At 56.2% G+C, this 13536-nt stretch carries 16 protein-coding genes, 1 tRNA gene and 1 pseudogene; 13 read left to right on the top strand and 5 right to left on the bottom strand.

The genetic code is table 11. From position 1 onward, the window contains the following. Positions 1 to 34 precede the first annotated feature (34 nt). From HY2_RS16795 to HY2_RS17135, 7 genes and pseudogenes are all read left to right on the top strand, one after another. Entirely contained in the window at positions 35 to 733 is a 699-nt protein-coding gene (locus HY2_RS16795; RefSeq protein WP_051594872.1) for a TetR/AcrR family transcriptional regulator, read from the top strand. Then, positions 730 to 1233 carry a DUF8051 family protein gene (locus HY2_RS09140; RefSeq protein WP_034826868.1) on the top strand — a complete coding sequence of 168 codons (504 nt, stop codon included), beginning with the start codon at positions 730 to 732 and terminating at the stop codon, positions 1231 to 1233. Before HY2_RS16795 ends, HY2_RS09140 begins: the two co-directional genes overlap by 4 nt. Before the next feature lie 125 nt (positions 1234 to 1358). Next, positions 1359 to 1736, top strand: coding sequence for an ArsR/SmtB family transcription factor (locus HY2_RS09135; RefSeq protein WP_233346254.1), 378 nt, complete (start codon positions 1359 to 1361; stop codon positions 1734 to 1736). Further along, positions 1736 to 2782: an ACR3 family arsenite efflux transporter gene (arsB, locus tag HY2_RS09130; protein ID WP_034826864.1), complete on the top strand. Its 1047-nt coding sequence runs from the start codon at positions 1736 to 1738 to the stop codon at positions 2780 to 2782. Before HY2_RS09135 ends, arsB begins: the two co-directional genes overlap by 1 nt. An 18-nt stretch (positions 2783 to 2800) precedes the next feature. Beyond that, the gene (gene arsC / locus HY2_RS09125; RefSeq protein ID WP_034826862.1) at positions 2801 to 3232 is read left to right on the top strand and encodes an arsenate reductase (glutaredoxin); all 432 of its coding nucleotides are present in this window, start codon (positions 2801 to 2803) and stop codon (positions 3230 to 3232) included. 11 nt (positions 3233 to 3243) lie between these two features. Then, a complete protein-coding gene (locus HY2_RS17785) occupies positions 3244 to 3366 on the top strand; it encodes a hypothetical protein (protein WP_267895813.1) in 123 nt (40 codons plus the stop codon). After that, positions 3330 to 3792: pseudogene (locus HY2_RS17135) on the top strand (NAD(P)H-dependent oxidoreductase); the annotation flags it as partial. The gene HY2_RS17785 and the pseudogene HY2_RS17135, both read left to right, overlap by 37 nt. On the opposite strand, the gene HY2_RS09120 reads toward HY2_RS17135, so the two are convergent. Beyond that, positions 3785 to 3874: transfer RNA gene (locus HY2_RS09120), tRNA-Ser, on the bottom strand. The pseudogene HY2_RS17135 and the gene HY2_RS09120 sit on opposite strands and share 8 nt — an antisense overlap. Positions 3875 to 4141: 267 nt before the next feature. On the opposite strand from HY2_RS09120, the gene HY2_RS16790 reads away from it, so the two are divergent. From HY2_RS16790 to HY2_RS09090, 6 genes are all read left to right on the top strand, one after another. Beyond that, positions 4142 to 5350, top strand: a complete 1209-nt coding sequence (locus HY2_RS16790; protein ID WP_162173281.1) for a septal ring lytic transglycosylase RlpA family protein — start codon at positions 4142 to 4144, stop codon at positions 5348 to 5350. Between the two features lie 121 nt (positions 5351 to 5471). Further along, positions 5472 to 6623: a D-alanyl-D-alanine carboxypeptidase family protein gene (locus tag HY2_RS09110; protein ID WP_034826860.1), complete on the top strand. Its 1152-nt coding sequence runs from the start codon at positions 5472 to 5474 to the stop codon at positions 6621 to 6623. Then, positions 6616 to 7269: a dTMP kinase gene (gene tmk, locus HY2_RS09105; RefSeq protein WP_034826858.1), complete on the top strand. Its 654-nt coding sequence runs from the start codon at positions 6616 to 6618 to the stop codon at positions 7267 to 7269. Before HY2_RS09110 ends, tmk begins: the two co-directional genes overlap by 8 nt. Further along, on the top strand, positions 7269 to 8204 hold the full coding sequence (locus HY2_RS09100) for a DNA polymerase III subunit delta' (protein ID WP_051594870.1): 936 nt from the start codon (positions 7269 to 7271) through the stop codon (positions 8202 to 8204). The genes tmk and HY2_RS09100 overlap by 1 nt, the downstream gene beginning before the upstream one ends. Positions 8205 to 8213: 9 nt before the next feature. Next, positions 8214 to 8987: a TatD family hydrolase gene (locus HY2_RS09095; protein WP_034826856.1), complete on the top strand. Its 774-nt coding sequence runs from the start codon at positions 8214 to 8216 to the stop codon at positions 8985 to 8987. Continuing rightward, positions 8987 to 9778 carry an MBL fold metallo-hydrolase gene (locus HY2_RS09090; RefSeq protein ID WP_034826854.1) on the top strand — a complete coding sequence of 264 codons (792 nt, stop codon included), beginning with the start codon at positions 8987 to 8989 and terminating at the stop codon, positions 9776 to 9778. The genes HY2_RS09095 and HY2_RS09090 overlap by 1 nt, the downstream gene beginning before the upstream one ends. 194 nt (positions 9779 to 9972) lie before the next feature. Here HY2_RS09090 and HY2_RS09085 read toward each other — a convergent pair whose 3' ends face one another. Genes HY2_RS09085 through HY2_RS09070 form a run of 4 tightly spaced genes read right to left on the bottom strand, consistent with a single transcriptional unit; the run spans position 9973 to position 13503 of the window. After that, entirely contained in the window at positions 9973 to 10908 is a 936-nt protein-coding gene (locus HY2_RS09085) for a 5-oxoprolinase subunit C family protein (RefSeq protein ID WP_034826852.1), read from the bottom strand. Further along, complete coding sequence (locus HY2_RS16785) at positions 10905 to 11534, bottom strand: 5-oxoprolinase subunit B family protein (RefSeq protein WP_051594869.1); 630 nt, start codon at positions 11532 to 11534, stop codon at positions 10905 to 10907. The genes HY2_RS09085 and HY2_RS16785 overlap by 4 nt, the downstream gene beginning before the upstream one ends. Beyond that, positions 11531 to 12292, bottom strand: coding sequence for a 5-oxoprolinase subunit PxpA (pxpA, locus tag HY2_RS09075; protein ID WP_034826850.1), 762 nt, complete (start codon positions 12290 to 12292; stop codon positions 11531 to 11533). The genes HY2_RS16785 and pxpA overlap by 4 nt, the downstream gene beginning before the upstream one ends. After that, complete coding sequence (locus HY2_RS09070; RefSeq protein ID WP_034826848.1) at positions 12289 to 13503, bottom strand: Nramp family divalent metal transporter; 1215 nt, start codon at positions 13501 to 13503, stop codon at positions 12289 to 12291. Before HY2_RS09070 ends, pxpA begins: the two co-directional genes overlap by 4 nt. Between the last annotated feature and the right edge of the window lie 33 nt (positions 13504 to 13536).

The raw sequence follows: 13536 nt of genomic DNA, 5'->3' as shown, positions 1-13536 counted from the left end.
CGACATTAGACTAGTGGTCTATAGGTCTCCATGAATGCAAATCACAGAACTTTCCAAGAGCAGCAAACAGCGCCAGCGCTTTCTCGCTTTGAGTGCAGAGCAACAATCTATTTGGCTGGACCCTGCTGAAAAAGAGTTTTCTAAACATGGCTTTAAAGCAGCATCCATGAATCAGATTCTACTGGAGGCGGGCGCAAGCAAGGGCCAATCCTATTATTATTTTCAGGACAAAGCAGACCTTTACAGGGCTGTGATCGAGCGGGCGTTCAAGCGGTTTCTAGCATTGGCGGACCTGAAATACCCTAAGCCATGCTCTCCTGAAGATTTCTGGCGCCAGTCAGCGGCCAATATGGCAATCGTCTCCACCATCATGCATCAGGATGCACGTCTGGCCGACTTGGCGAGGAGTATCCATCAGGACCTAGCGGCCCAGCAAGTCCTGGCTGAGTTCATGCAAATGCTGACACAGCGCCTGACCGTGCTGATTGTCATAGGCAGGGAAGCAGGGGCGGTGCGCCAGGATATACCTCTGGACCTGCTCGTATCGACAGCATTCTCGGCCATGCGGGAGGTCGACAACTGGTTCGCCAATCACATGGAAGCGGTGCTTCCAGACGAGCACGAAACCCTAAATCTGCGTGCGGCACAGATTATATTCATGATGCTCGCGCCTGCCGACATGTCAACTCGGCTCACCCACACACTTTCAACCAAATCAGGAGATCAGAAGTGAGGAAACCTCTGCATTGGGGCGTTGTCGCCCTGCTTGTCGCTTCAGCCGCTAATCTTTGCGTTATGGTCCCGGGCGGACCAATCGAGGAGCGGGATTTCAGCGCCATCTCACCCGTCATTTTAGGCAGCTTCAACCTGTTCCTGACTTTGTTGGGGCTCAGCAGTTTTGCGCTCGCCTACCTGATCGCATCGAAACGCTACAGCGGATACATATTGGCAAGCCTGATTGGCCTTGGATATTTCGCCGTTTATGCGCTGGATTTGACCTTTATCTTCCCCAAATCCCCCACACCCATGCCGGCTTTGCTCTTCAAACTGGAATGGCTGGGCATATTCCTCTCAGTTCCGCTGATTCTTGGTGCCGCCCTCATGTCCAAGCAGCATGCGCAGAACGGGCATGCCGCCAGAGGTGCTATATTCTCCATGCCAGCCATTCTGGGCGCAGGCGTGCTGATCTTGGCGATCGTAACCTTCTCAACCTATTCGGCCATGGGGCTTTAGGAGGAGCATTTTCCATAACAATGGCGGACCTCAGCTAGAAAGTTCAAACCGCCACTTGGAGATTCTGGAGGGGTGGTCGAGAATCCTATTGACACAAACAGGTCAATTATTCGATAATACTAGAAATGTCGAATAATATGACCCCGACCGCCGCCTTATCCAGTCTAGCGGCTCTCGCGCACGAGTGCCGCCTCGACGTGTTCCGCATGCTTGTCAAAGCAGGCACGGAAGGCCTGGCGGCAGGCCAGATCGCGGCAGCACTCGATTGCCCTGCATCCTCTCTCTCATTCCATCTGGCACAGCTCACCCGTGCGGGATTGCTTGAGCAAAAGCGGGAGGGACGTTCGCTCATCTATTCGGTTTCATTCGACCAGTTTGTGGCTTTGATGGGCTTCCTGTTGGAAGATTGCTGTCAGGGCCGATCCGAAATCTGTGCGCCTCTTGCCGAGATTGCGCGAACTGCTGCCTGTTGCAGCGAAACCGATGCGGGAAGCCAGCAATAATGTCGATTTTTGAGAGATATCTGAGCGTTTGGGTTTCGCTGTGCATCCTGGCTGGGATTGCCCTTGGATATCTTTTGCCAGACGTATTTCAATCGATTGCCGCTGCCGAGATTGCACAAGTCAATCTGCCTGTCGCGGTTCTGATCTGGCTGATGATTGTGCCGATGCTGATAAAGGTCGATTTCAAAGCCTTGGGCGAAGTGCGCAAACACTGGCGCGGCGTGGGTGTCACTCTCTTCATCAACTGGGCAGTCAAACCCTTCTCGATGGCGGCTCTGGGCTGGCTTTTCATCGGTTGGCTGTTTCGGGATATGCTGCCAGAAGGCCAGATCGACAGCTATATTGCAGGCCTGATCCTGCTTGCCGCCGCTCCCTGCACGGCAATGGTGTTTGTCTGGAGTAACCTCACCAAAGGTGAGCCGAATTTCACGCTCTCGCAAGTTGCGCTCAATGACACGATCATGGTGTTTGCCTTTGCGCCCATCGTCGGTCTTCTCCTCGGATTGTCAGCTATAACAATCCCTTGGCAGACCTTGCTGCTTTCGGTCGGGCTTTACATCGTGATTCCAGTAATTGCCGCCCAGCTTGTCCGTTCGCAGCTTTTACGAAGCGGCGGAGAAGGCGCGTTGCAGATCGCTCTTGATCGCATCCAGCCGCTGTCCCTGATCGCGTTGCTGGCAACCCTTGTCTTGTTGTTCGGCTTTCAGGGCGAGCAAATTCTCGCGCAGCCGCTCATCATTGTGCTGCTTGCCGTGCCGATCCTCATTCAAGTCTATTTCAATTCGGGGTTGGCCTATCTGCTTAACCGCGTGACAGGCGAGGCGCACTGCGTTGCCGCCCCTTCTGCTCTGATCGGTGCAAGCAACTTCTTCGAGCTGGCAGTTGCCGCCGCCATCAGCATTTTCGGCCTGCAATCGGGTGCTGCACTCGCAACCGTTGTCGGTGTCCTGATCGAAGTGCCGGTTATGCTCTCGATTGTCAGCATCGTGAACAAATCAAAGGGTTGGTACGAGCGCGGCAGCGCGGTCAGCCGCAATCAAATCTGATACAAAGGGAGCAGACCCCTGTCCGATCCGTTTCCCGTAACGATCTATCACAACCCCAAATGCGGGACTTCGCGCAATGTTTTGGCGATGATCCGTGCCGCAGGTCATGAGCCTGAAATCGTTGAATATATCCAGACGGGCTGGGGGCGCGAGCAACTGACAGAATTGCTTCACGTCATGAACGCGACCGCTCGCGAAGTTATGCGCGTGAAGGGAACCCCCGCCGAGGAATTGGGGCTAACGGATCCGAATACCGCAGACGAGGTCATCTTCGAGGCGATGCTGGAACATCCTATTCTCGTCAATCGCCCGATTGTTGTGACTCCGAGCGGTACAAGGCTTTGCCGCCCATCCGAGGCAGTCATCGCCTTGCTCGATAGCTTTCCCGACAGTTTCACCAAGGAAGACGGCGAGACCGTTTATCGCAAAGACGACGCCCCAACGCTTTAGAAATTGCCAAAATGACCGATTTACCCACTCTTGATCCTGATTATCTGTATACCCTGACACTGGATGCGCTGGACGTTGCAAGCGCCGCGCTTCCTGATCCCGTTGTGCTGCTGAGGAAGCTGGTCGCATTCTAGAGCGGTTTGGCGGCGAGGTGCGCTATTTCGATCATCACGGATTACCCCAACCCGATGATGCCGAGGCCGACCATCCCAAGGTCAAAGAACTGCGCAAGCTGCTTTTTTGGTCGGAAGGGCAGGTCTGGTGCAGCCCAAAGCGTCACGGGACGATCACAGGGATTATGAAATCGCAAATCGACTGGGTGCCGCTCTCGCTTAGCGGGGTGCGCCCTTCACAAGGCCGTACCCTTGCCGTCATACAGGTCTCGGGCGGCTCGCAATCGTTTAACACGGCCAATACCCTCAGCATACTAGGGCGCTGGATGCGGATGTTCCGCCATCCCCAACCAGTCATCCGTTGCCAAGCTCTATGAGCAGTTTGACGATGACGGGCGGATGGAGCCATCAATCTACTATGACCGTATCGTCGATGTGATGGCGGAGGAGGAGGGATTCGAACCCCCGGAGCCCGCGAAGGCTCAACGGTTTTCAAGACCGCCGCATTCAACCACTCTGCCACTCCTCCGAAGCGGGCTGTTTCGGACAAGGCGGCGCGTTTTGCAAGCCCCTATATGCGCCTGACGCATGGAAAATAGTGCGTAAAAGTATGGTTAAAGAGAAGTCTCAAACTCGTTAATCTGGTTCATCCTGTGTCCACCAAAGCGTGGTAAACAAGCAAGGTCGGCAGAAAAGCCAAAGACTTGGTGCAAAGCGCCAAAGATGAACTCAGAACGAGGTTGACCTGCGAATGTTCGCCAAACCACAATCCAGATCCCTTCATTTTTCCTCCCTCATGGCCATAGCCATGGTTGCCTTTAGCGTCGCTGGAACAGCTGAAGCAGGCAAAGGAAGCGCTGCGCCTATCGTGTACAAAGGTCAGTCCGTCGGTGGCGAGCGCATATCCAGTGAGCGCGAGACCGTTTTCATCTCTCCCGATCAGGCCCGCCCTGACCGCGATAAGGCTCGCGCGCGCATTCAATTTAACTATCCGGGGCAGGGCACTGGCGCCTCTACTATAAAGACAGCTCAGCCTGTCAAACGTGAATATGCCAGCATTAGTGCGCCGCTGAGTTCCATGCAGGCACCAGTTTATGACCCGACAGTCAGTCCAAAGGGGTTTGATGCAAAGGCCGCCGCGGCGAAGATTGTGCCTCAGCAAGTAGAGCCCTCCGTCGAAGCAGAAGCCTTGCCCTCACTTGCGGTTCCGGCACCAGGAGAGCAGGGGGCACCGCAACCTGCCCAGCAACGCGCACAACGGCAGACACCAGCCACCGCCCAAGCAATTTCCCTGGATCCTATCCCAGTCTTTGACGAAATGGGCCTGGCGACGACTTTCGGTGATGAGTTCGAAGGGCTGCCGACCGCCAATGGCGAAATCTTCAGCCAGAACGATCTGGTGGCCGCGCACCCGACCCTGCCACTGCCAAGCCTGGTGGAAGTCATCAATCCGCAAACAAATGCTCGCGTCATCGTCCGCGTAAATGACCGTGGTCCGTTTGAAGAAGGCGCCATGTTGCAACTTTCGAAGCGCGCCGCCAACGAGCTTGGTATCGGTGGAGCAGGGAGAGGCAATATCAAGCTGCGCTATCTGGGCGCTGCGCCGGCCATCGCACCAGGCACGCATCGGGGAACCCCTGCCGCGAGTTATCAAAGCGTGTCTGCCGAGCCCCCCCAAGCCGCCACACCTGCGCCGGTCTACACATATACACCCGTCGCTGCCGAACCGACGCCTGCTGCGGCAGCGCCAAGCCGCTACCAACCGCAAACCATGGGCGACTATTATGTCCAGGTCGGCGCATTCTCTGATATTTCCAATGCGCAGGATCTCGAAAGACGTCTGCCGGCTGGAATGGCGACCGTGGTCGTGCCTGCCCGCGTAAATGGAGCAGACTATTTCCGCGTTCGCGTGGGCCCCTTCATGAGCCGCGATAGCGCTGATCGCATCCAGGCAGACTTGCGTGCCTATGGCTTCGGCACTGGCCGGGTTGTCACCGCCAACTAGAGAAAACACTTCACAGCCACCATTGACGCTGACCACAAACCGGCCCTTTTTCCTGTATAGACAGGAGGAAGGGCCGGTTTCCTGTTTCGGCCCGGACATCAGCACATTCCGGAGGCCAGACATGCTGCCGAAAGCGAAGATTTTTTCCGCAATGCTCGCCACTGCCCTGATTGTGTCAGGTGCACGCGCCCAGATCATGGACACCCCGGCTTCGCATGCCGTGATAATGGATCATGCGACGGGCACGATCCTCTTCTCGAAAGACGGCTCGGAACCGATGATTCCAGCTTCCATGACAAAGATGATGACCGCCTATCTGGTGTTTGAGCTCATTGATCGCGGTGAGATTTCTCTGACGGACCGCCTGACGGTCAGCGAGGATGCCTGGCGTCGCGGCGGATTCCCGTCTGGAACCTCCACGATGGGGCTCGCCCCCGGCGACACGCCGACAGTCGAGGAATTGTTGCATGGCGTCATCATCATGTCCGGCAATGATGCTTGCATGGTGCTGGCGGAAGGCATCTCCGGATCTGAGGAAGCCTTTGCGCGCCGCATGACCGCCCTGGCCCATGAGCTAGGTTTGAACTCGGTAAACTTCAAAAATGCAACGGGCCTGGAAGCTGTTGGTCACGTCATTTCTGCTGAGGATTTGGCAAAGCTCGCCAAGCTCACCATCGACAATTATCCGCAATATTATGAGTGGTACGACATGCCGTCCTACACATGGCGCGACTACACTCAGGCCAACCGCAATCCGCTGCTCGAAGTATCCGGCGCCGACGGGCTGAAAACCGGACACTTGGAAGAGTCCGGTTATGGGCTGACTGCTTCCGCTGTACGTGATGGGATCCGCCGCACGATTGTGATCAACGGCCTCGACAGCAAGGCCGCCCGAGCCCAGGAAGGCGAACGCATGATGCGCATGGCCTTTCAAAGCTATGACCTGAAAGTCATCACGCCTGAAACTGTCGTCTTGCCGGAAGTCAAAGTCTGGCTCGGCGAGCGCAGTACAGTTCCGGTCTCACTGGCGAGCCAAATGACAATTGCCGGTCACAAGGCGGTTCTGGAAAAAGCCAAGTCAGAAATCGTGCTAGAGAACGCTTTGGAGGCGCCGATCAAGGAAGGCGATACGGTCGGAAAACTGGTCGTCACAGTTGACGGACAGCCGCCTGTTGAAACCCCAATCGTCGCTGAAGCAGACGTCAAGAAGCTGGGCTTCTTTGGCCGCGCTATCGAGGGACTTAGCCAGATGATTTCTGGTGGCAATGGCTGACACAGAGCGCACCCGATTAATCACGCTTGAAGGCGGTGAAGGCACCGGCAAGTCCACCTTGCAGCACGCCATAGCTGAACGTCTTGTCGCACTCGGCGGTGAAGTCATCACGACACGTGAGCCCGGCGGCACGCCCTTGGCCGAAGCAGTTAGGCAATTGGCACTGCACCCGCCAGAGGGAGAGTCATGGTCGGCCATGGCAGAGGCTTTGCTGATGAATGCCGCCCGAAGTGATCATTTGGACAAACTAATCCGGCCAGCCCTGCAAAATGGGAAATGGGTGATCTGTGATCGCTTTGCAGACTCCACGCGCGTTTATCAAAGCGTCAAAGGGGGTGTGGCTGAAAACATTCTTAGGAATATGGAGGCCTCTGTTCTAGCTGGCACGATCCCTGGCCTCACGCTGGTGCTCGACGCACCACTCGAAACAACGTCAGGCCGACGGGCGCAAAGAGGTGGCGAGAAGGATTCATTCGAGACGCGGAACGATGACTTCCATCACGCTGTTCGTCAGGCCTTCATAACGCTTGCGCGGTCAGAGCCTGAGCGCTGCGTTCTGATTGATGCTTCACGGGATATCGACAGCGTCTTCGATGCAGCCTGGACCGCGATCTCCAAGCGTTTTGCTTTGAAAGCGGACGCGTAATGGGCGTGGCTTGGCCCCTTTTTGGACACTGCGCGGCTGAAATGTCTTTTCACGCTGCAGCTGTAAGCGGGAAGCTGCATCATGGCTGGCTGATCGAAGGGCCGTCCGGAATTGGCAAGGCGCGACTCGCGCAACGGCTGGCGGCCTACATGCTTGGCGCGCGCGGCCCTGAGGATGCGCCGTTCGACATCAGCGATGATGATCCGGTGGCGCGTATTTGCCTGTCAGGAAGCCATCCTGATTTGCGCGTCGTGCACAGGGAACTCAACGACAAAGGAAAGCTGCGCCAGGATATCTCGGTTGAGCAGATCCGCGAGTTGACGCATTTCTTCTCTCTAAAGCCGGCCCAGGGCGGGTGGCGCATCGGCATTATTGATGCGCTGGATGAGCTGAACAGAAACGGCGCGAACGCTTTGTTGAAAACGCTTGAAGAGCCGCCTGAACACAGCGTGCTGTTCCTGGTCAATCACGGCACGATGCCTATTCTGCCGACCATTCGTTCACGCTGCCGCGTGCTGCGTCTCGGCCGTCTCAGCGATGAAGATGTGAAAGCTGCGCTCGACCTGGCGGATGCGCCAAGAGAGGCTGTCTCGCTCGCAAAAGGTCGGCCCGGTCTGGGCTTCAGGCTGTCCACACCGTCCGGACTGGCTGCCGCGAATGCGGCGCGCGCTCTGCTGCGCAGCTTGCCGAAGCCCAATGATGCACTCGTCACTGACGCCATGCAGTCTGCCAGTCAGGACGAGACGGCTCTGCAGGCTTTCCTGGAAGAGATTCTCGCTTGGCTGGCCGATCGAGCGGAAACGGATGCCCATGCCGCAAAAGTGTGGCTGGAGACGTCACGGCTTTCCGGTCAGGCGCGCGAGTTGAAGATGGATGCAGCACAGACCGCATCAAAGCTGATTGCCGGCCTTTATGGCGTCGCCAGAACGCACTAAGTCGCAGACATGTTTGATACCCATGTAAACCTGCACGGCGAGCCCTTCGAGGAAGACCTGGAAGATGTTCTTGCGCGCGCCCGCACAAGCGGCGTCCAGCGCATGCTGGCGATCTGCGACCGTCTGGATAATTTTCCGGCCGTCCTGCGGATCGCAGAGGCGCAACCAGATATCTGGTGTTCCATCGGCGTCCACCCGCACCACAGCAAGGACTTTACCGATCTGACCGTAGACGCGCTGGTCGAGGGCGCACAGAATCCGAAAGTTGTGGCGATAGGAGAAACCGGCCTGGACTTCCATTATGGCTACAGCCCGGAAGACGCGCAGGTCAAAAGTCTAAGAACCCATATCGAAGCAGCACGCCAAACCGGCCTGCCATTGATCCTGCATACACGCGAAGCCGACGACATGATGGGCGATATTCTGGAGGAGGAATTCGCGCGCGGTGAATTTGTGCCTCTGCTGCATTGCTATACGGGCGGCTTGCGGCTTGCGCAGCGCGGCCTGGCGCTCAGCGGTTTTGTTTCCGTGTCGGGCATCCTGTCATTCAAGAGCGCTCGTGACGTCAGAGAGGTGATCGCCGAAGTGCCGATGGACCGCATCATCCTGGAAACGGATTGTCCATATCTGGCGCCGGTGCCGATGCGAGGGCGGCGCAACGAGCCGTCCTATCTGCGCCATGTCGCTGAAGCGCTGGCAGCATTGAAGGACATACCGGTCGATGAGGTGATCGCGGTGACGGACGAGAACGCTCAGCGCCTGTTCTCGAAGGTTCGCGCATAATGGCGAGGAATGTATTCACCTTGCTTGGCACAGGGTCTTCTGGCGGCGTGCCAAGGGTTGGAGGCGATTGGGGCGCGTGTGACCCGGCAGAACCACGCAATCGCCGGACACGCTGCTCAGCCCTGGCGCAGCATTTTGACGATGTAGGCAATATAACGAATGTGCTGATCGACACGTCGCCGGACCTGCGCCAGCAGCTTCTGGATGCTGAGATCGGACATCTGGACGCGATCGTGTACACACATGACCACGCAGACCAGAGTCACGGCATTGATGATGTGCGGCCGCTATTTATTAAGATGCGGAAACCCATTCCGACCTATATGAGCGCGGAAGCCCGCAGCACACTGACCAAACGTTTCGCGTATTGCTTTGAGGGGAAGGGCGGCTATCCGGCCATTCTAGACCTTCAGGAGGATTTGCAGCCGCTCAAATCTGTTGAAGTTAGCGGCTTCGACATTTTGCCCATTGATATGGAGCATGGGCGTATACGCTGCATGGGGTTTCGCATTGGCAATCTCGCCTATTGCAATGATGTGAATGGCCTGCCTGAGGAAAGCCTGGAAGCCCTCAAGGGCGTCGATACGTTCATCATCGATGCGCTACGCTACACAGCGCATCCATCGCACGCCAATCTGGACCAGGCGCTGGAATGGATCCGCGAGATCAATCCAAGACTGGCTGTGCTGACCAATATGCACGTAGACTTGGATTACAGGACCCTGGAGCGGGAATTACCCAAAGGCGTTATTCCTGGATTTGATGGCTTAAGCCTTGAATTCACTATATAAGCCTGAAGAGCCATTTCCCATAATGTTGATTATGCGACTTATATATCAAAACTTCCGACCCTGTATGCGGTTTTGAGCGCGCATCGTTTTGTCTTGTTTCTTCGGCCTACGGCGCATGAGTATGCTGTCTGATTATCAGGCCCTCGGCGGCTGTATGCGCTGGAGTAAGATTTCGTTTACCCCTGCTCCGGCGTTTACAGTCGGAAATCCGGCATCCAGGTCAACAGCAATTCCTGTTTCTGTTTGAGGTCAGCGGCCGCTTCATCGGGTGTTCGCTTCAGGAACATGACGGAGTCGCCGGGTCTGATCTGCCCCATCAGGTGCCGATCTGATCGATTTACCTGCAGGATGTGCGGATAGCCTCCGGTTGTCTGGCAATCCGGAAGCAACAGGAACCCCCTTCCCTGTGGAGGCAGTTGCAAGGCGCCAGGGAAAATCCCGGCGCTCGGAAGGTTGCGGTTTAACTCGAGCGTAGGGAAATCGCCATCCAGTTCGATTCCAATGCGACTGGCTCGGCGAGTGGCCGAAAAACTCCGTGACCAGAAGTCAGTCTTACGATCAGGAAAATCTGGTCCAGATGTCGCGCGCAGAGCAAATGCGTTAGTAAACGGCAGTTGCAACTCAGACGGCGTTCTGAGTGGTTCGTCTGGCAAATGAAAACTCGCCTCACCAATCGCCAGTACATCCCCCGACATGAGAGCTCTGCCATCAAACCCGCCGAGATGCGCCGGAAGATATGTAGAAGGACTGGATGCGAACACCTCTCCCTTGAGCCCTCCGCCCACGGACACATAGGTCCGCAAGCCGGCGGTAGGATGTCCAAGTTTCAGGGTCTCACCGCTGCGGACTTTAAGTGTCTCATGAAATGGGACAGGTTTGTCATTAATATGGGCCTCTGAAACGGCGCCTGTCAGACTGATGTGCGCATTGCAATGAAAAACGGCTTCAAACGGCCCATACGTAATTTCAATTGACGCGCAGCTGATATCATTCCCGACCAGTCTGGCGCCCAGTGCGTGAGACACGGGATCAGCTGCCCCGGAAGCAGGAATGCCGACATGGCGCATACCGGTTCTCGGCGTCGCCTGAAGCGTACTTTGCGGGCTAGCCTGAATAATTTCGAGACTCATTGCGACACTTCCAGTTTGATGCGCGTACCAGGCGCAAGAAGGACCGGATTGTCTGACGTCTTGTCGAAAAGACGCTCCGAAACTTGCCCTATGATGGGCCACCCACCGGGACCATCCAATGCGTAGATCCCCAGGAATCCCTGAATGAATCCAACTGATCCCGCGTGCGTTAGCTGGCGCGGATGCTCAAGCCTTTTCCCGACCAGAGCATCACCAACGCCAGAGACATATGCAAATCCCGGCGCAAAGCCCAGCATATCTACCATCAGGTCTGAACCGGTTATCCGATCAAGGAATTCATTTGCGGACAGGCCATTGGCTTCTGCACAAGTTACAAGCTCTGGCGCGCTCTTTTCATCAATCCGCATACGTAAAGTAACGGAGCTGGCACTCTTTTGCGTCACCAGGTTCACCTGATCCAAAGCACTGAGGATAAGCTTCCTGGTAGCCTCTGGCGAGGTTTCACAGGGATCATACTGAACGGTCACGCTTTCACGACCGACGACAACTTCGCTCCAAACACCCTTGCTGCGGAGCGCTTCTGCGATCGCGTGGCGCTGATGATTATCTGATGGCATGAGCCTGTAGGCATCATCGCCGCAGGCAAGGATTTTTTGTAAGATCATAAGGTCGGCGTTTCAATCTCTATGTCGTGCGCATGCAATGCGGCGCGCAGCTCCATTGCACTTTGTATCGCCCCCGGAGTATCACCATGGAGGCAGATGGTTCGAACCTTCATCAGGATCCGTTCGCCTCTTGCGACTTTGACAGACCCCTGATCAACGAATTCAAGAACCTGCGCAATCTGGTCTTTTATGTCCTTCAGCACGGCACCTGGTTCAGACCGCGGAGTGAGGCTTCCATCAGCCTGATATCGACGATCCGCAAATCCTTCCGGAAGGTAGTTCAAATGAAACTCTGCCGCGGCACGGGAAAGCTCACTATTCGGAGGCCCCACTAAAACATTCAGCCGGGCCTCACGCGCAACAGCTGCTATGATGGACGCGAGGCCCGCATTACGTGCGGCATCATTATAAAGCGCGCCATGCGGTTTGAGATGCTCAACAGGCGCGCCGATATCTAGCGCAATACGCAGAAAGGTGCGCACTTGCTGGCGTAGAGTGTCCTTCAACTCTTCGGCTGGCATGGCCATGCTGAGACGTCCGAAATTTTCCTTATCAGGATAAGATGGATGTGCGCCGGCAATCACATTACGTGCTTTGGCTGCCTTGAGGGTCTGGCCCATGCTAGTTTCGTCACCTGCGTGGCCCCCACAGGCAATGTTGCAACGACTGACGACATCCAGAATGGCGCGGTCCATCGCCCGGCCGTTGTGTCCAGGCAATTCTCCGATATCAGCGTTCAGGCAGATTGTGCGGGTCATGGCCAGATATTTAAGGCGCGCAGCACCAGTCTCAAGCCGAGGCCAAAACATATTATCACGACGAAGCTGCCGATCAGATTAGCCGGCAGACGATTGGCATGTGCCCCCAGCAAAGCCTTCCGGTTCATCAAGATTAGCAAAAAACTCGCCAGTACAGGCAGGAGCAGGCCATTTGCGATCTGGGCAAACATGATGACGCTGACGGGCCTCACGCCAGATATCGCTACAAGAGTTCCGATAAGAAGGACAGCCAGCGCAATGAGACGAAAGCCCGCCCCATTGCGCTTCACTTTCATGATTTCGCTCATGGCGTAAGCGGTGGCCAAGGGTGCGGTAATGGAAGACGACAGCCCTGCCGCAAACAATCCTGCGCCCACCATATAGCGCGCGACCGGACCATATGAGGGCTCTATGGCCATTGCCATATCGCGCGCCGAGTTGATCGTCAGACCGCTACCGTAAAGACTCGCCGCAGCAGTGGTCAGGGCAAGGATGGATATCAGGCCGCCCAGGCCAATGGATAATCCAGTATCTCTCCGGGCTTCCTTGATAGCGGCCCCTGTATCGCCAAGCCATTTCTCTCTCACAGAAGAAGAGTGCAGGAAAAGGTTATACGGCACGATTGTCGTACCAATCAGCGCAACCGCCGTGAATAAGCCTGTGTCCGGAATACTAGGCTTAAGCCCAGCCAGAAAGGCCCCGAAGTCCGGCCGCGTGATGATGACACTACCGGCGAAGGCAAGGCTCATCAAAAGGACAAGGCCGATGAGTAGCTTTTCAATATGGCTGTATTTGCCGAAATACAGGAACAGGCCAGCCAGAAGGCTTAAGCCCAGAACCACGATGTTTTTGGGTGATTCAAAACTGCCGGTGACGGCTTCAATACCAAGCGCGCCACCTGCAAGGTTTCCCGCTTCATAGGCTGCATTGCCGACAGCCAGCGCAGACACGCTTAACAGAATGGCGATGCAGCGAAAGACCATCCCGTTCGATGGATGCACGAGCGCAGCCCCGAGCCCCATGCCAGCCGCAAGGCCCAGTCGTGCCGACATCTCCTGAAGAATGATGGTGGCAAACGTTGCGAAAACGAGTGTCCAGACAAGTGCATAGCCAAAGCTGGCACCCGCCACGGTGCATGCTGTCACGGTACCAGGGCCAATAAAGGCCGCTGCCACAAGCGCGCCCGGACCGATTGGCAGTTTCAGACGCACCGTTTCCCCTTATGGCTATGGTCCGAGATAGAG

This window comes from Hyphomonas pacifica, assembly GCF_000682675.1.
Classification (GTDB): Bacteria; Pseudomonadota; Alphaproteobacteria; order Caulobacterales; family Hyphomonadaceae; genus Hyphomonas; species Hyphomonas pacifica.
This window is presented reverse-complemented; position numbering and strand designations above follow the sequence as displayed.